The organism is Anaerofustis stercorihominis (genome assembly GCF_024623185.1).
GTDB lineage: Bacteria > Bacillota > Clostridia > Eubacteriales > Anaerofustaceae > Anaerofustis.
The window spans coordinates 82029-99706 of the sequence record NZ_JANJZK010000002.1 but is presented as its reverse complement, the minus strand read 5'-3'; the positions used below and the strand labels follow the sequence as shown (position 1 = coordinate 99706).

The 17678-nt window shown below is 32.7% G+C and carries 13 protein-coding genes and 1 riboswitch; all 13 genes read right to left on the bottom strand.

Annotated features, from left to right (window positions below):
• Positions 1–8: 8 nt before the first annotated feature.
• The 13 genes from NSA01_RS02120 to NSA01_RS02060 all read right to left on the bottom strand — a co-directional run bounded on the left by NSA01_RS02120 (position 9) and on the right by NSA01_RS02060 (position 17567).
• Entirely contained in the window at positions 9–1406 is a 1398-nt protein-coding gene (locus NSA01_RS02120) for a DNA cytosine methyltransferase (RefSeq protein ID WP_257479873.1), read from the bottom strand.
• Positions 1407–1988: 582 nt separating this feature from the next.
• Entirely contained in the window at positions 1989–3350 is a 1362-nt protein-coding gene (gene rlmD / locus NSA01_RS02115) for a 23S rRNA (uracil(1939)-C(5))-methyltransferase RlmD (RefSeq protein ID WP_257479872.1), read from the bottom strand.
• 86 nt (positions 3351–3436) lie between these two features.
• Positions 3437–3859, bottom strand: a complete 423-nt coding sequence (locus NSA01_RS02110; protein WP_257479871.1) for a YjdF family protein — start codon at positions 3857–3859, stop codon at positions 3437–3439.
• A 154-nt stretch (positions 3860–4013) separates the two neighbouring features.
• The gene (locus NSA01_RS02105; RefSeq protein WP_257479870.1) at positions 4014–4757 is read right to left on the bottom strand and encodes an ABC transporter permease; all 744 of its coding nucleotides are present in this window, start codon (positions 4755–4757) and stop codon (positions 4014–4016) included.
• Position 4758: 1 nt separating this feature from the next.
• Positions 4759–5475 carry an ABC transporter ATP-binding protein gene (locus tag NSA01_RS02100; protein ID WP_257479869.1) on the bottom strand — a complete coding sequence of 239 codons (717 nt, stop codon included), beginning with the start codon at positions 5473–5475 and terminating at the stop codon, positions 4759–4761.
• Between the two features lie 47 nt (positions 5476–5522).
• Positions 5523–6287 carry a MerR family transcriptional regulator gene (locus NSA01_RS02095; RefSeq protein WP_257479868.1) on the bottom strand — a complete coding sequence of 255 codons (765 nt, stop codon included), beginning with the start codon at positions 6285–6287 and terminating at the stop codon, positions 5523–5525.
• Positions 6288–6355: 68 nt separating this feature from the next.
• Entirely contained in the window at positions 6356–6772 is a 417-nt protein-coding gene (locus NSA01_RS02090) for a DUF3795 domain-containing protein (protein ID WP_257479867.1), read from the bottom strand.
• Between the two features lie 82 nt (positions 6773–6854).
• The gene (locus NSA01_RS02085; RefSeq protein ID WP_257479866.1) at positions 6855–7538 is read right to left on the bottom strand and encodes an amino acid ABC transporter ATP-binding protein; all 684 of its coding nucleotides are present in this window, start codon (positions 7536–7538) and stop codon (positions 6855–6857) included.
• 11 nt (positions 7539–7549) lie between these two features.
• Entirely contained in the window at positions 7550–8200 is a 651-nt protein-coding gene (locus NSA01_RS02080) for an amino acid ABC transporter permease (RefSeq protein WP_257479865.1), read from the bottom strand.
• A 466-nt stretch (positions 8201–8666) separates the two neighbouring features.
• Positions 8667–9476: an amino acid ABC transporter substrate-binding protein gene (locus NSA01_RS02075; protein ID WP_257479864.1), complete on the bottom strand. Its 810-nt coding sequence runs from the start codon at positions 9474–9476 to the stop codon at positions 8667–8669.
• A 197-nt stretch (positions 9477–9673) separates the two neighbouring features.
• The gene (locus NSA01_RS02070; RefSeq protein ID WP_257479863.1) at positions 9674–11278 is read right to left on the bottom strand and encodes a Na+/H+ antiporter NhaC family protein; all 1605 of its coding nucleotides are present in this window, start codon (positions 11276–11278) and stop codon (positions 9674–9676) included.
• 163 nt (positions 11279–11441) lie between these two features.
• A riboswitch (Lysine riboswitch) is annotated at positions 11442–11610 on the bottom strand.
• A gap of 115 nt (positions 11611–11725) precedes the next feature.
• A complete protein-coding gene (locus NSA01_RS02065; RefSeq protein ID WP_257479862.1) occupies positions 11726–14623 on the bottom strand; it encodes a PTS transporter subunit EIIC in 2898 nt (965 codons plus the stop codon).
• 193 nt (positions 14624–14816) lie between these two features.
• Positions 14817–17567, bottom strand: a complete 2751-nt coding sequence (locus NSA01_RS02060) for an ATP-binding protein (RefSeq protein ID WP_257479861.1) — start codon at positions 17565–17567, stop codon at positions 14817–14819.
• Between the last annotated feature and the right edge of the window lie 111 nt (positions 17568–17678).

Sequence of the window (17678 nt, the reverse complement as noted above, 5' to 3'; positions counted from 1 at the left end):
TAATGCTCCTATTTCAAGTTTTCAAAAACTTTTTTAACAAATAATGGCGGAATTCCCTCGCCGATTATTCTTCTTAAAAAAGCCTCTGATGTATCATCCGGTACAGGCCAGTTGTCTGGAATGCTCATAATTTTCATAAGCTCATACAAAGTCAAAGCCCTTGCATCCGAATAAATATCATCACCATTTTCATCAACATATTCCTTAACTCCAGGATGCACATTATTTTGTGATGAAATTTTCCGATTATCCATTGTAACTGTATAAGCGGGAGTATCCCAATTTTGACGCTTATAAGTATTCCTAAATCCTTTGACAGGCTTTCCATCAGCTTTTATTGGATAATAAACCTCATTATCAAAAGCAGTTTGCCCGGTCGGTGTATGTTGCATCACAATGACTTGACGTTTAATGTGATGCGGTGGAATGTGCCATTTTGAGATTTTTTCAGCCTGTTTTGCTCGTTCATAATAGTGAGGAACAATCTCAAGCAACTCTTTTTCGTCAACATCGGTAATAAACGGATCCAATTTTGGTAAATTACCAATTGCATCTCTCATAGTAATCACAACATCATCTTTCAAGGGAACTAGCCATTCTAATTCTTGGTCTTTTCTTGTCATCAAAACGATAGCTCGCTCTCTAGTTTGTGGTACTGAATAGTCTTTAGTGTCGATTACTGCCTTGTGTATAATATAGTCTTTACCAAGTTCTTCATTTAAAAGGTCAGGAATTAAGATTTTTCTATCTCCAGCCCATATTTCAGTATTAAAGAAGGCTGGAACATTTTCGATCATTACATACTTAGGTCTAACTTCCTTGACAGCCTCAATAACCTGACACACTAATCTATTTCTTACATCATCCGCCAATTGTTGACCAACGGTACTCATACCTTGGCAAGGTGGTGTAGCCATTATAATATTGACGCCTGCATCAATAGATTCTTTTACAATTTTTTCAAATATTTTCTTATTTGTAATATCTCCACATATCATATGCGTATCTGGGTAAATCTTTGAATAGAGAATTGCTCTTCTCTCAATTAATTCGTTAGCCACAACAACATCAAACCCTGTTTCTTTCAAATAGGCTTCAGCAACCCCAATATTGGAAAACAAGGATAATACCTTCATATTGTTTTTCCTTTCGCTACGAACTTGTATTTCTTGTGCATTAGCAAACTCGAAATATAGCTTTACTGCTTTTTTTATCTGCGAGCGAACTGTTGTTGACAAAGCTTGATATTCATCAACTTGTTCCAGCTGGTATTGATACATAGTGTCATTAAACCAAGTCAACATACCATCTGCCCTTCTAAATCTTGAAACAGTGTTGCTAATCACTTTGTTTGAATAGTTTTTATTCTCAGTAAGCCATAGCTTAAAATTGCTTAAATCATTCATAGAATCTCCTCCGCAAATACACAAAGATTGTTCTATTGTATTATATCATATCCCTTTTGTGGCGTCAAGTATTTGACGCCATTTTTCGAATTGTATTAACGCCAATTTTAGGTTTGAAACTATATTTAATTTTATCAGTTATCACCAACTCTACCTACACAACCTATATTATTTCAATCCCGTCAACTTAACCATGAGGTTTACCGACCATGGATATGTTATGGCATAAAACAAAAAATCCGAGAGCCGGGGTTTAAACCCCTACTCTCGAACCCAATTTATTCAAAATTTCCCCGTATATTACATTATTGGTATTACTTCGCCATTAACACGACATCCTCCACATACATCGCTGCACGGCTCAATATTTTATATGCTTAAATGAATTATTAGATATTTATCCTGAATACATTTCAAATCTCATAACTTCAATATTTTAATCTGCTCAACCTTAAATCAACACTTCTGTCTATCCAACCATAAAATCACCTTGATTTTTCGGGCATTTACGAAACTTATTTTGTCTTGGAATTGCAATGCTGAAAATTGAAAAAAACCTTATTTTAAGCTATTTTTATACCCTTACTTCTGTACCTTAGTCAACAATACTACCGTCTCCACGTGCCCCGTCTGAGGGAACATATCCACGGCTCTTATTTTTTCCACTTCATATCCCGCTTCGATAAAGAAAGGTAAATCCCTGATTAGAGATGTGGCTTTACAGCTTACGTATACGAACTTATCGGGCTTGAAAGAAATGATTTTGTCTATTGCCTTTGGATGTATTCCAGCGCGGGGAGGGTCCAAGATTATAAGATCGGATTTTACATCTATTTTATCTACTTCTTCAAGGACATCTCCGCAAATAAATTTACAGTTATCTATCCCATTAAGCTTTGCATTAATCTTTGCCGCGTCGATAGCCTCTTCGACTATTTCTATCCCGTAGACTTCTCTTGCTTTGTCGCTTAAAATCTGAGTGATCGTTCCGGTTCCGCAGTATAAATCTAAAATCACATCATTATCTTCTTCGCCTATAAAATCTTTGACTACTGAATATAGCACTTCACTTCCTAAAGTATTGGTCTGGAAGAATGAAAATGCGGAAATTTTAAAATCAAGTCCCAAACATTTTTCCATTATATAATCTCTTCCATAGATAATTTTTACTTCATCCGCTATTACGGCATCGGAAAAAGAGTCGTTTATAGTATGAAGTATACCTACTATTTCTCCGTCTAAATTTAAATCAAGAAGCAAATCTTTATACTCGTTTATATTTATTTTTTCCTGTGATGTGGTAACTAGATTCACAAGTATCTGCCCGGTATACATAGCTTTCCTGATAACCAAATGGCGAAGTGTACCCTCTTTTGAAAATTTATTGTAATGCTTTATTTTCTTATCGGTAAAATATTTTAGCGTCATATTTAGTATACTTCTGTAATCTTTATCAACTATATGACAGTTATCGGTTGAGACTATATTATGATGTTTTCCCTTTTCATGCATACCAAGGCAAAGTGGACCGTCCTTTTCCATATCCCCGAAAGAAAACTCCATCTTATTACGATACTCCGTATCTTTCGGAGAAGAAAGGATAGGAAGAAACTCTTTGTATTCAATTCCCGCCTTATCGAATAAGCCTTTTATATAATCTTCTTTAAACTCAAGCTGTTTTTCGTAAGTTATATTTTGAAAAGAACATCCTCCGCAGACATTGAATTTATCGCACATAGGCTCTATTTCATAGTCCGCATTTTTTATTATGCTGTTTATATTCCCTTCGGCTCTGTTCTTTCTTACTTTCTTGACGAACACTTCCGCAGTCTGCCCCGGAAGACCTCCCTTTACAATAACTTTTTTATCCTCATAAAATCCCATGGATTTTTCCATAGAAATCTTTTCCGTTATATTAAGTTCAATAATATCTTTTTTCTTCATATTTACCTCATTTAATTCAAATTTATTAATATATTTTACATTATAAGCAGGAAAAAGTAAAACTTTATAACAAAAAAACACAAGGGTCATCTTCCCTTGTGCTTTTTTTTCTTTTTCATCTGTCTGAGTTCAAAAAGGCTTTCTTCTTTTTGTTTTTTCTCTTCTCTGTTTTTACTCTTGACTTCAAGCTTTCTTTCTTCATACTGCTTTTTAAGTAAATCCTGAGATTTTGTAGAAATACTCTTCTTCTTCATTTCCTTACCGACCATACGCTTTAATCTTTTAGGACTTAGTTCGCTAATGTCTTTTTTAATATAAGTATCGTCAGCCTTAATAAATTTAAGCTTGGAATAATTATTATTTAAATATTCCAATATTTCCCCGTCGGTCGGTTCTTTGCCAAAAGTTACTTTAACAACTTCCAGTCTCTTCTTGTATTTTCTTTCGATGACCCCCACGTAAAACGGATCTTCAAAGAAAACAGTAAGCTTTGATTTGACTTCATCCAAAGAAATCCCTCCTTAATTTGTATTAACAAAGAAGGGACAACCAAGGAGGTAGGTTACTTATAACTATAGTTACGTCCGGACTACCAACCGAACAGTGTTTTTATCTTTGCAACTTAAATATTATCCATTTATTTATGTAATGTCAAGATGAATATTATTCCCACCTAAAATACCTTATTGAAATCATACTACATACTGTCATTATACCTACCATAATAAAAAAAGGCAGTAATACATTTTGAAATTCCAAACCGAGCACAGCCGCTTTCAATATCTTTATCCCCTGTGTCAGAGGCAAAAAATTGACAATATCCTGCATGACTTTAGGCATTATTTCATAAGGAAGGGTTGCTCCGGAAAATATAAGCATAGGAAAATATAAAATGCTTGCAATTACCGAAGCCGTCTGAGTATTTGGAGCAATACCTCCTACCATTATCCCTATACTGAACATCGTAAACATCACAAGGGTAAATCCGCCAAGAAAAGTAAATATTGTACCCTTGATTTCAAAATCAAAGAACAGTGATGAACAAATATAAATCAGTATCAAGGATACAAAAGAATATATTACATAAATACTTACCTGCACCAGTAAAATAGTGACTTGACTTACGGGGGTTACTTTAAATCTCTTGAGTATCTTCTTATTCCTGTAATCTGAAATTACCAACGGAAGTCCCATTAATCCTCCGGCACATATCCCGATAGTAGAGATTGAACCGAAGGACTGTGATAAAAATGTATAATCAGCTCCCTCATAAGCCGGTTTATCTCCCAACACCAAACCCAAAACAACCAGTATAACAAGAGGCATGCATATTGAAAAAATAAACATATCCATTCCCCTTAATGATAATTTAAACTCCGTTTTAAGCATTTTACCAAATGTTTTCATGTTAATTCTCCTCCCCTGAATACCATAAATACGCATCTTCAAAATCTTCATAAGGACTGTTTTTAACGGCATCATCTACACTTCCGCTATAAACTTCCTTTCCGTTTTTTAGTATCAAAATATTATCACAAAGTTCTTCGACTTCATCCATAAAATGGGATGTAAGGAAAATCGTAAGTCCTTTTTTCTTTAAATCAAGAAGACATTTCCAAACATCTCTCCTCGCCTTTGTATCCAGTCCAGTGGTAAGTTCGTCTAAAAAAACCGCTTTAGGATCCGGTATCAGCGCCAAAACTATAAACAGCTTCTGTTTTTGACCTCCGGAAAGTTCGGCAATATAATTTTTCCTCTTATCATATAATCCGAACTCTTTTAAAAGGATATTATAATCCTTTGTATTTTTGTAAAGACTTTCTGTCTCTTCACAAAGTTCCCATACTTTTATCTTATCCGGATAATTTGTCTCCTGAAATTGAACTCCGACAGCTTCAAATATTTTCTTCCTCTCGCTTTTTGCTTCCATACCCAGAATAAACGCACTGCCGCTGTCCATGGGACGAGTACCCAATATACATTCTATCGTAGTACTCTTCCCCGCTCCGTTAGCACCCAGCAGTCCGAACACTTCTCCTTTTTTTACATCAAAACTAAGACTTTTTACTACACTGACTCCGTTATAACTTTTACTTAAATTTTTAACTTCAATAGTTTTTTCCAATATATATTTCCTCCTATATTTTTACAAAATAATAACACCATATAAAACTATGGTGTTAAAGTGGAGGGTTTTTTATATTCAGTTTTAAGTTTGATAATTTCCTTTTTGATAATCAACGCATTTTTCTTTGCCTCACTCAAAGACTTAAGGAGCTTATCACAAGCTGTGATTATATCTTCATCGTTCTCTCTCATCCCTATTACTTCTTTTATATCTATATCAGGATCAGCAGACAGTTCATTAAGCATTCTTAAAATCGAAGACAAAGAATAATTTGCACATCTCAAGGTTCGAATTATTTTAAGTCTTTTTATATCTTCATCATTATATATCCTATATCCGTTTTCTTTCCTCTTTACCTTTATTAGTCCGTTCATTTCCCAGTTTCTCAAGGTATCTATGGAAATATCGAGAAGAGCGGATACTTCTTTTCTTTTTAGGACTTTTCCGCCTTCTTCATAGCCTTCTTTTAAAAGCTTCTTGGTTATTCCAATGGCTTCTTCCGCATTTTTAATTTCCATATCTATTTGATTCAGATATTCTTTTACTAAAATCAATGATTTATCATAATTCATTTTGGCAGAAGTTTTTATGATTTCTATTGCTTTCTTCCTAAGACCATTTTGTAAAACCTCTATATTTAAAGCTCTTCTGGCAATTTTAAACTGTCTGATATGCAAATCCGTAAATACTCTATATCCGTTTTCGAGCCTGTTTACTTTAGGAATAAAGCCTATTTCTTCATAAAGCCTTACGGTATTCGGATGTATCCCAACTATTTTTGCAATCTCAGATGTTTTATAAATCTTCATTAATAACCTCCTTTTAGAACATTTTATCATCTATTCAAACTTAGGTGATATAGTGGAGGGTTTGAATATCAAAGTATTACGTCATAATCTTTTTTACATTCACTGCAAATCCTGTCATGAACGGATATTATCCCACCGCACTCACTGCACTTATATTTTTCTCTCTGTTCAAGGATAAATACTTCAATTCCTTTTTCTCTGACATTTAGGCTGTTTTCTATCAAACTTACCTTATATTTTTTATAGCTTCTCTCTAAATTTTTTATAAGTTTACATGGAAAATCACCGCATTCATAACAGTAAGAATATTCTTTTTCTTTTACACAATCTTTGATTTTACAAATTCTACAGTGGTTCGGTTTATACCTGTCCCCTTTTAAACAGCCATCGCATGGTCTTTTACTGAAACAGTGTCTGTAACAGACAATGCAGTTCATCCCGCATGGTGCAAACATTATTTCATCTAATACTTCATACATTTTCATAGCATAATCTCCTTTAGCGAATTATATCATAAAACAAATAAAATAAAAAAAGGTGCGATATCAAATCACACCTTAATAATTATTAATTTTCAAATTTACCGAGGAATTCTTTCATCCTTAAATTTTTAGAAGCAAAGACTTCGTCAGGGCTTCCCTGTTCAACTATATATCCATTTTCCATAAATATTATATAGTCTGCAACATTCTTTGCAAAATTCATCTCATGAGTAACTATGACCATGGTCATGTCCTCTGCCGCCAAGTCCTTTATGACTTTGAGTATCTCTCCCGTAAGCTCGGGATCCAAAGCCGATGTCGGTTCATCAAAAAACAAAATGTCGGGGTTCATGGCAAGCGCCCTTGCAATAGATACCCTCTGCTGCTGTCCGCCTGACAATTCGCAGGGATAAGCATTCTCTTTATCTTCAAGACCCATTTTTTTAAGAAGCGACTTTGCTTCTTTATAGACTTCGTCTTTATCTCTCTTCTGAACTTTTAAAGGAGCATTTACTATATTCTTCATAACAGTATGATGAGGGAATAAATTGAAATTTTGGAATACAAGTCCGTAACTTCCCTGATAATTTATCTCTCCGCTGTCCTTCGTTTCAAGATTTGTCGCACACCTTAAAAGAGTGGATTTACCAGACCCCGAAGGACCAATTATACAAAGGACCTCACCCTTTTCTACTTTTAGAGAAATATCTTTTAATACTTCTACATCATCAAAACTCTTTTTAATATTTTTCATTTCAAGTAAACTCATGATATTCCTCCTTATTTATAATAGCTTAACTTCTTTTCTATACCTTCCATGATAAAGGCAACGATGAAGTTAAATATGTAATAGAACAGTCCCGCAGCAATAAAAGCAGCAACCGAAGACTGTGCAGCAGCGATTTGTTTCGCCATGGTAAACATTTCGGGTATCGCTATGACGAAAGATAATGAAGTATCCTTTACCAAAGTTATGACTTCGTTTGTCGTAGCGGGAAGGATCCTCTTTATTACCTGTGGGAATATGATAATAAAGAAGGTCTGAAACTTATTATATCCGAGTAATTTTGCGGCTTCGTACTGTCCGTCGGGCATAGATTCTATACCTCCTCTGTATATTTCCGCAAAATAAGCAGCATAGTTCACGGCAAATCCTATAAGTACCGCAACCATTCTATAACTGCTGGAAATCTGCATACCGAATATATAATACGGTCCCCAAAATACAACCATAAGCTGTAACATAAGGGGGGTTCCTCTCATTATAGATATATAAATTTTAAACAGCCACCTTATAGGTGCTATTTTTGACATCCTTCCAAAGGCAACTATCAGCCCAAGAGGAAGGGAAAAAAGCAAGGTAAGCACAAATATTTCTATAGATGTTACCATACCGCTGCTTAAATCGGTAAACATTGCTCCTAAATTCATACAGTTATACTCCTAAATACTTTTTCAAGCTTATTTATTACTCTTCTACATACGTCTATTATAAATGCTTTAAAAATCATATTTTTCATAATTACACTATTTAAATTATAATATTTTTTATATTGATAAGTCCATTATCAAATCCAAATCACTATAAACAAAAAATATTAAAACCCTATCCCATAACAAATTTCACCCAAACAATTTAATAGTACTTATAAAAAACAACACTCATCATACCAAATCCATAACTAACTCTCTATTAAATCAGTGACAAAAGTAAATTTATAATTCTTCCCTTTAAAGATAAACTCGCAATATACTTTAAATCTAAATATTCGATTTATGTAAATTTTTATATTCTCTTTTTATTATCGTTATATTTAACTTTTAATAGATACCTGTTAAATATAAATTTAATCATTTATATTCTTTTTATGTTATTTAAATAACACAAATATAAAAACTATTTACCGATACAAAGTGAACCCGGAACACCGAAGTCTGCATATTTATCTGCAATCTTATTTACTGTTCCGTCTTTAGCCATTTCATCCAAAGTCTTTTGTACTTTATCTCTAAGTTCGGTATTACCTTTTTTGAAACCGACCGCATATTTTTCTGAAGAAATAACTTCATCAAGTACCATAAAATCAGAAGCATTCTTTCTTGAATTTATTTGATAATTTGCAACGCCTATATCCATTGCAATAGCATCACATGCACCTGATTCAAGATCCATAAATGCAGAATTATAATCCGCAACTTCGGTCAAAGTAGCAAAAGTAGAAGCCAGTTTCTTTTGATCTCCCTGTAGTGCAGCAAGTGCAGAAGAATCTTTTTGAGTTTCTACAGTTTTACCTTTAAGACCTTTGAAATTTTTTATCCCTGTTTTCTTATTTACAACTATTATTTGTTTATTGTCTATGTATGGTTTTGTCCATGTATAATCATCTTCTCTTCCGTTCATTGTAAATCCGTTCCAAATACAATCAATCGTTCCCGAATCGATTTCCATATCCTTTGAATCCCAGTCAACAGGTTGTTTTTTTAGCGTCCAGCCGTTACGATCGCAAACTTCCTGTGCCAAATCAAGGTCAAAACCTATATAGTTTCCGTCATCATCTTTATAACCGTATGGAGGGAATTCCGCATCGAAGCCTACCACAAATGTTTTTTCATCATTTTTTGCATTTTCGTCTTTGCTTCCGCATCCGAATAAAGTAAGTCCGGCTACCATGAATAAAGCAAGTACCAAAGCTAATTTCTTTTTCATAATCTTAATATCCTTTCACCCTTTAAATTTTATACGCCTAAAATACTTAAGCTCTTTTATATTAGCATAATCTCACATTTTTTTCAATATTCAAAATATTTATTAAATTAAAGTTTCATAATCTTTTTTACTATATTTTATTACATAGTTAAAATAAATCAAAAAGACACCTATATAGGTGTCTTTAAACAATTTACTTAAGCATTGGCATTTTTTCTCTTAAAGAAATATAATACACAAATCATTAAGATTATACCTACAGGAAGTGATATCAATGCACTTTGTGTAAATCCTGCCACTATGTAAGTTACAAAAGATATTACAGCCGCCGTAATAGCATAAGGAAGCTGGGTGGATACATGGTTGACGTGATTACACCTAGCCCCGGCTGACGCCATGATAGTAGTATCTGAAATAGGAGAACAGTGGTCTCCGCATACTGCACCTGCCATACAAGCAGAAATGGAAATAATCATAAGTGTAGGATTATTTGCAAATACATCAACGACTATAGGTATCAATATACCAAATGTTCCCCATGAAGTACCTGTCGCAAAAGCAAGGAAACAGCCAACCAAGAATATGATTGCAGGAAGGAAATTCATAAATCCTTTAGCACTGTGCTGAACAAAGTCTGCAACGAATACACCGGCTCCCAAGCTGTCTGTCATAGCCTTTAATGACCATGCAAATGTTAAAATCAAGATTGCAGGAACCATAGCTTTAAATCCTTCCGGTATACAATCCATGCATTCTCTGAAATTAAGTACTTTTCTGAATACATATAAAGCAATGGTTATTACAAGAGCAAACATACTTCCAAGAGATAATCCTACCGAAGCGTCACTGTTAGAGAAAGACTCTACAAAGCTTGTACCTTCAAAGAAGCCTCCGCTGTAAATCATCCCAATCAAACAGCAGACAATTAGAGTCAAAACAGGTATCACAAGGTCGATTACTCTACCTTTTTCATTTACTTCGTCCTCAACTTCATCGACATATCCGGAATTTAATATAGAATGCAAATCTCCCTTTGAAGCATTATCTTCATGCTTCTTCATTGAACCGAAATCAACTTTCATAAGTACTAAGCTGATCATCATTACTATAGTAAGAAGTGCATAAAAGTTATATGGAATTGCCTTTATAAATATGGAAAAGCCGTCTGCACCTTTTACAAAACCCGTAACGGCTGCCGCCCAGGAAGAAATAGGAGCAATTATACAAACAGGTGCTGCGGTAGCATCTATAAGATATGCAAGTTTTGCACGGGAAACTTTATGTTTATCCGTAATAGGACGCATAACGCTGCCGACTGTTAAACAGTTAAAATAATCGTCTACGAATATGAGTACCCCAAGTGCGATTGTTGCAAGCTGTGCGCCTACTCTGGTTTTGATGTGTTTACTTGCCCAGTTACCGAATGCGGCGGAACCGCCCGCCTTGTTCATGAGTGCAACCATTGCACCGAGAATTACAAGGAATATCAATATCCCCACATTGTAACTATCCGATAATACTTTGACTATCCCGTCATTAAGTATGTGTGTTACAGTTCCTTCAAATTGTCCTCCTGCGTAAAACACTCCTCCGATTAAAATACCTATAAACAGAGAACTGTAAACTTCTTTGGTGATCAAAGCAAGTATGATCGCAATAAGCGGAGGAAGTAATGACCATATAGTAGCGTACATAGCCGGTTTTGCCTCACTTGCTTCGGCACCTAAAATCGGAAAAGCCAGCATTATAATAAAAATAAAACTAGCAAGACCGGTATAGATCTTTTTCTTTGATGATTTCATATTAAACCCCTTTAATTTTTATACTTTGCAGCATTACGTTCATGAATTATCTTAATTAAGAAATAAAGACATATAAAAATTATTTTTAGTCAAACGCTGCCAACAACTAAAAAAGCCATAAATGACATACAAAAAAGTAAAACGCATTTATGGCAATTATTTGCTTTAGGATAGCGCTCCACATCTTTGTGACAGTACATTACATATTCTATAATATACCAGGACTTATTTCTTCGGTAAAAATAACCCCTTCGGCAGTATCCCCTTTCTTATATAAAATTACCGCAATTCCATTATATAATACTGATGAACACCGCACCTCTATCATTTTACACTTACTATTAATTTTTACCATGTTTATCGATTATTGTCAAGTTTTAAATGATTATGGTACTTAATATAAGTATCATTTACAATTAATTAAAAAAATAAGAGGCATGATACCTCTTATTTTAATATTTCATTCATAGCAGACATTAGCTTATTGATGTCAAAAGGTTTGGTTATATGAGCATTCATTCCCGCTTCTTTTGCTTTTCTTATATCATCGCTGAAAGCATCTGCCGTCATTGCGATTATAGGAACTGTTTTACTGTCAGATCTTCCTGCATTTCTGATTTTTTCCGTGGCTTCATATCCGTTCATTATCGGCATCCTGATATCCATTATTATCAAATCATAATAATTCTCTTTTTTCATGATATATTTTTCATAAGCCTCTTTCCCATTCTCTGCCTTTTCTATACTCGCCCCGGTGTAACCGATTATTTCAAAAGCTATATCCATATTTAGTTTATTATCCTCTACAATAAGGATTTTCTTACCTTTAAAATCGTAATTTTTATTATCTACACTATCCTTTTTAACTGTTTTACTTTTCATATCAGACTGAGGCTTTAGATGAAGAACAACAGTGAATTCACTTCCAATATTAAGCTTACTCTTAACATAAATTTCGCCGTTCATCATATCAACTATATTCTTTACGATAGACATACCAAGACCGGTTCCCTCTACATTTTTAATAACTGATTCTTCGGACCTTGCAAAAGGTGTGAATATTTTACTTATGAACTCATCGCTCATCCCGATACCGTTATCTGTAAATCTAAATTCATAACTGTAATAATTTTTATACTCGGGCTCTATTTCTTTAATCAAAATATCTATTTTTCCATTTTCGGGAGTAAACTTAACCGCATTGCTTAATATATTTAAAAATACTTGATTGATACGAAGAACATCCCCAAGAACAAAAGCATGGGGCATCTCTTTTTTCAATTCAACGGCTATATGCTTATCCCTTGCAGCCGGTAAAATAATATTTAATATATCGTCGATAATATCATCCAAATCCAAAGGCTCTTCATTTAACGTTACTTTCCCGCTTTCTATTTTAGACATATCAAGCACATCGTTTATTAAATCTAGCAAATGATTGGAAGAAGACGCAATCTTATCCAAACAATCATCAAGCTTTTCAGCGTTATCCTTATTGTTTTTAGCGATGACCGTCATTCCCATTATTGCATTCATAGGAGTCCTTATGTCATGAGACATGCTGGATAAGAAATCCGTCTTTGCATTATTAGCATTCCTTGCCATTTCATAGGCGTCTTTCAAAGCCTGATTATGAGCCTCCTGCTTAGTTTTGATATCACTTACATTCCTCATGGTAACCGTAACCATATACGGTTTATCATCTTTTATTTCAGATAGTATATAACCTACCCTGCTCCATATCTTTTTACCGTTATAATTACATTGATATTCTATTTCAAGTACTCCCTCATGTTCGATTAAAGCTTTTATAAAGTTCTTTTTATCCAGCAATTCAAGTAAATCTTTTTGCTCATCTTCAGATACATTTTCTTTAATAAAACAATCCGCATACTCAAAGAAATTATTTATAATATCAAAGTCACTGTCGTATTCATCTTTGATTTTAACTTTTACACATTGCTCACTTTCCAAATTAAGCTCAAACACAGCGTAGTACATATCACTGAGTGAATTTATCAGCCTAACTCTATCATGTTCAGCCTCTTTTAAAGTCTTGATATTTTCTATGTCACTTTCCGTAAACAGCTCTTCCAGTTCTTTTTTACTGTTATATAAATTTACAAAAGGAATATATATAAGTATATCAATGACTATCAGGGCAATTTGAAGTATGATACCATTAACACTTTGAGTAGAAAGGTATCCGCTTACAAATATAGGACAAGCCCAGTTTACATTTTGTGTGATTACGGGAATAAACCCTATAATGGTTGCAAAATAGCTAATTACTAAATTTACTACGGGAGCAATCAGGAAAGGAATACAAAATATAGGATTAAAAATAACGGGAACACCGTAAGTTATGATTTCATTTATATTGAAAAGAGAAGGTATAAATCCGAATTTTGATATTTTATGAACATTTTCTTTCTTTTTATTGATTATTAAAAATATTATTACAAGTGCTAAAGTAGCACCGCAGCCTCCAATATTAACAAAAGAATTCAAGAACACAGTATTGACAATTTCATGCGGTACAAGTCCATTGGACAAAGCCTGAATATTTAAATTTAATAAATCATTCAAATAAACATCATTTACTTGGTATAGTAAATACGTTCCATGAACTCCAAAAAACCAAAGAGACTGTATCATAAGCATATATACAATACCTTGAATAAGCTTATGGACCCCTATCAGCTGAAAAAAATCATATAATAAATCAGCTAAGATATTTTGAAGACTTCCGCCGCTTAAAGCAAAAATGATATAACTGAACACCGCAAATATAATAAGTATTATCGCTATCGGAAATATGGAAATTATCATTTTATTCAAAATAAAAGAGTTATCGCTGTCTTTTATTTTTAAAATATTAAGCCTGTTGATTTTGTCAAACAACTTCACAGATACAACAGCGGATAATATAGCCGAAAAAGTCCCCGGAGCACCTAAATATGAAATATCAAAGTTTTCACTTGATACTCCAAGCATAAGAAAAAAAGAAGCACAAGCTGCGAATGGAATAAAGCTTTTGCCGTTTTTAATATTTAAAATTTCCGCATAAGACCAGGATATGGAAAAAACCAGTAATATAGAAAAATATGATGTAGTTGCAGAATTTAATAAAGTTACTATATCAAATAAAAATCTAATATTTGCACTTTGAAGCCAAGCTTGATAAGCAGGAATAGGAATAGATAGTATAACAGATGAAAATGAATATACCATTATTATAGGTATCATAAAAATAAAACCACGTCTAATGGCTTGGATAAACTTGACTTGTTCGAACTTTTCAGCTAAATAAAGAAGTTTGTTTTTCAGTGCCTGCATCTTCATAAGTTGATATCCCCTTTTTTATATAAAGTAATTATAACATATGAAATATTCTAAGTAAAAGAAAAAATGAGCTCTATCATTAACTTATACCATTATGAACACTAAAAACAAAGAAAAAACATAAATAATGATATTTATTTACTATATATCATATAAAATAAAAGCCTGAACTTAAATCCAGGCTTTTATATATTTACTTTGTATCAGATATGATTTTATAAAATTCATCTACATTAAAAGGTTTAGATAGGAAAGCATTCATACCTGCGTTTAATGCATTTTTTCTGTCTTCTTCAAAAGTATTAGCAGTCATTGCGATTATAGGAATTTGTTTTGCATAATCACTATCAATACTTCTGATTTCTTTCGTGGTCATAATCCCATCTTTTTTAGGCATTTTTATATCCATTAAAATCATATCATAATGATTATCTTCACTATCTTTAAACATTCTGACAGCTTCTTCACCGTTAGAAGCCCTGTCAACCTTTATATTATTCATTTCAAGAAGTGAAATAACTATTTCCGCATTCAAATCATTGTCTTCGGCAATAAGTATCCTCTTATCTTCCAATTTTGAAATATCATTATTTGATATTTCTTCTTCTACATCTTTTTCATTAACAATAGGCAGATTTAATGTAAAATAAAAATCGGAACCTTCTCCCTCTTTACTTTCCACCTTAAGCTCTCCGTCCATAAGTGTAACCAAATGATTACATATAAATAATCCAAGTCCCGTACCGGCTTCATTATTATAATTTATAGAGACCTGTTCAAAAGCATCAAATATTTTATTTAATTTATCTTCTTTGATACCTATACCATTATCTTTTATGCTAAAGAATACATCAGATGTATTATCCTCTTTAACTTCTTCTCTGATAGTTAAAATTATTTCTCCGTTTTCTTCGGTGAATTTAAAGGCATTGGAAACTATATTTGAGATGATTTGTTTAATCCTTACACTATCACCCATAAAGTATTTATTCTTAAGTTCAATATCAAAAGTAAATTTAATATTCTTCTCTTCTTTTTTAGATATAAATAATTCATCTATATCCTTTGTAACCTTAAACATATCAAAACACTGATTGTTGATTATCATTTTATAATTTTGAATTTTAGACATGTCAAGGATATCATTTACCAAAGACAGCAAGAATTGCGCGGATGAATCGATTTTCACTAAATTCTTTTTTAAATGTTCGGGTAAATCTTTATTCATCATATTGATATTTGTAAGACCTATGATTGCATTTATAGGTGTTCTTATCTCATGAGACATCAATGAAAGAAATTCCGATTTAGCTTTGGAAGATGCTTCTGCCTCAGCTACTTTGACTTTCATAACATCATTTTTCATTCTAAACCATATCAGTAACAATACTATTATTGATACCAATAATATAAAACCTACTATTATCACTATTACCATAGTTGGATTAGAATAATAATATGATTTAAAGCTAACTTTATTTTCACTTATAGAAACCATATTATTCTTTTTTATATTACCGGATTCAGTCTCGGAAATGTTATTTATTGTCTTATTCAATACATTATATAGTTGAGAATCGGCTCCCTTTTTTAAAGCAATGGAAAGTCCGGGTCTGGAACTTTCACTGGAAGTATATATAACATTAGGATAATAGTTTTTTAAATATAAACTTTCCATTATGGAAGACGGCATTATGGTTTGGCTTACATCGCCCTTATTGACCGCATCTAAACAATCTTCAAAACTATCATAATACTCCAGCTTTATTTTTTTATCCGTAGATTTTGTATTCCCGCCTTTTATAACAGCTTGAGTTATATTTTCAAACTTAGTATCAGCATTTTTATTTTTAAGTATTACCCCGTCAATATTTATATATGACTTTGTAAGGATTAAATTTTGTTGATCGGCAAAATAACTGTCATCAAAGAAACCTCCGAGGATATCTGCTTTACCTTCCTTTACAAGATTTAAAGCATCCTCATAAGTCTTTGCCGTTACGTAAGTAAACTTTAGTTTGCTCTTTTTTGATATAAGTTTTATTATATCCGGTATGATCCCGTTCACTTCTTTATCATTATAGCTTATAGGATACAATTCTTCGGATACTGCAACCTTGATTTCTCCCGCACTTTTTATAAATGATAAATCTTTTTTTGAAAAACTTATTGTATTTATATATTTTTCAGGAAAATATTTATTATAGAGTTCATCGGCAAAATTTGGATTTGCTGAATAAATTTCTTCCATCGCTCTGCTTAATTCTTTACATATTTCCTTTTGATTGGAAGAAGTAACGATATAATAAGGATCTGCTGCAAATTTAGCCGCAACATTATAATTATCATTCATATATACATCAGAACCAAGCATCAAATCAGCTTGTTTTTTTTCGAGACACGATTCATAATTTTTCAAATCAAAATACTTTAATTTACATTTCACATTATTTGAGTCTAAAAATATTTTAAGTCTTTTAATTTTATAATCGGCTTTTTCAAAAACACCTATAGTTTTTCCGTTTAAAGTACTAATGTCAAATCCTTTTATGCTATCATCCTCTTTAGGATAAATAAGCAGAGAATAATTACTTCCCATTGTATATTCGGGATAGCAAAAATACTTTTCCAGCTCCTTTTGATATAACATTCCCCCCATTATATCATATTTACCTTTCATCATATCACTTAAAAGAGTATTTGTATCTCCGGTAACGAATTCATATTTCCAGCCCGTGTACTTTGAAATTTCCATAAGCCAGTCGTATACACTTCCTCCATAAGAACCATTTTCATAGACCTCATTTATTCCCGCACTCTCGGGAAATGCAACTTTTAATACTTTTTCTTCTTTAGCAAAAACACTTGTGGGCACATATAAAATTGATAATGATATAATTACTGCAAGAATTCCAATTCCTATTTTCTTACATAAACGCCTCATAAAATAATCCTATCCTTAAATCTATTTATTGTATCAATAATAACATACTATTTAACATAAGACAAAGTTTTAATTATTAAAAAAATAGAGTCTAATCAAGACTCTATTTTT

Excerpts from the sequence above, each read along its gene's own strand:
- NSA01_RS02120 (WP_257479873.1), bottom strand. The coding sequence starts at position 1,406 with ATGAATGATTTAAGCAATTTTAAGCTATGGCTTACTGAGAATAAAAAC.
- rlmD (WP_257479872.1), bottom strand. The coding sequence starts at position 3,350 with ATGAAGAAAAAAGATATTATTGAACTTAATATAACGGAAAAGATTTCT.
- NSA01_RS02105 (WP_257479870.1), bottom strand. The coding sequence starts at position 4,757 with ATGAAAACATTTGGTAAAATGCTTAAAACGGAGTTTAAATTATCATTA.
- NSA01_RS02095 (WP_257479868.1), bottom strand. The coding sequence starts at position 6,287 with ATGAAGATTTATAAAACATCTGAGATTGCAAAAATAGTTGGGATACAT.
- NSA01_RS02090 (WP_257479867.1), bottom strand. The coding sequence starts at position 6,772 with ATGAAAATGTATGAAGTATTAGATGAAATAATGTTTGCACCATGCGGG.
- NSA01_RS02085 (WP_257479866.1), bottom strand. The coding sequence starts at position 7,538 with ATGAGTTTACTTGAAATGAAAAATATTAAAAAGAGTTTTGATGATGTA.
- NSA01_RS02080 (WP_257479865.1), bottom strand. The coding sequence starts at position 8,200 with ATGAATTTAGGAGCAATGTTTACCGATTTAAGCAGCGGTATGGTAACA.
- NSA01_RS02075 (WP_257479864.1), bottom strand. The coding sequence starts at position 9,476 with ATGAAAAAGAAATTAGCTTTGGTACTTGCTTTATTCATGGTAGCCGGA.
- NSA01_RS02070 (WP_257479863.1), bottom strand. The coding sequence starts at position 11,278 with ATGAAATCATCAAAGAAAAAGATCTATACCGGTCTTGCTAGTTTTATT.
- NSA01_RS02065 (WP_257479862.1), bottom strand. The coding sequence starts at position 14,623 with ATGAAGATGCAGGCACTGAAAAACAAACTTCTTTATTTAGCTGAAAAG.
- NSA01_RS02060 (WP_257479861.1), bottom strand. The coding sequence starts at position 17,567 with ATGAGGCGTTTATGTAAGAAAATAGGAATTGGAATTCTTGCAGTAATT.